This window comes from Micromonospora sp. DT229 (assembly GCF_049844505.1).
In the GTDB taxonomy this organism is placed as follows: domain Bacteria; phylum Actinomycetota; class Actinomycetes; order Mycobacteriales; family Micromonosporaceae; genus Micromonospora.
On sequence record NZ_JBNCLD010000057.1, the window covers coordinates 1 to 614 of the forward strand.

The 614-nt window shown below is 70.7% G+C and carries 1 pseudogene; it reads left to right on the forward strand.

The annotated features are described in order from the left end of the window. A pseudogene (locus ACLQ2T_RS29270) lies at window positions 1-614 on the forward strand (IS5 family transposase); the annotation flags it as partial.

Below are 614 nucleotides of genomic sequence, written 5' to 3' on the forward strand. Positions count from 1 at the left end.
TTGACCACTGGCTGCGCGTGGCGGCACCTGCCACCCGGGTTCGGAGTGTCCAAGGCCACCGCGCACCGCCGGTTCGTCGCGTGGACCAGAGCGGGCTTGTGGCGCAGGCTGCACGTCGCCGCCTTGGACCAGCTGGGCGCGCAAGGGTTGATCGACTGGTCTCGTGCTACCGCCGACGCCGCGTACGTGCGGGCGAAAAAGGGGGCGACCTGACCGGTCCGAGCCCGGTCGACCGAGGCAAGTCTGGCAGCAAGATCCACGCCCTGTCCGAGCGCGGTGGCCTCCCGCTGTCCGTGGGCGTGTCCGCCGCGAACACCCACGACAGCCGCTGCCTGGAGTCTCTCGTTCAGGCCATCCCCGCCGTCAAGTCCCGGCGCGGGCCTCGCCGACGACGCCCCGACAAGCTGCACGCCGACAAGGGATACGACTACCCGCACCTGCGCCGCATGCTCCGTGCCCGCGGCATCCGACCCCGCATCGCCCGCCGCGGCATCGAATCCCCGAACCGTCTCGGCCGGCACCGCTGGGTGATCGAAAGGACCTTCGCCTGGTTCACCGGCTACCGCCGGCTGACCATCCGCTACGAACGCGACCCTGGCCTGTACTGCGCATTC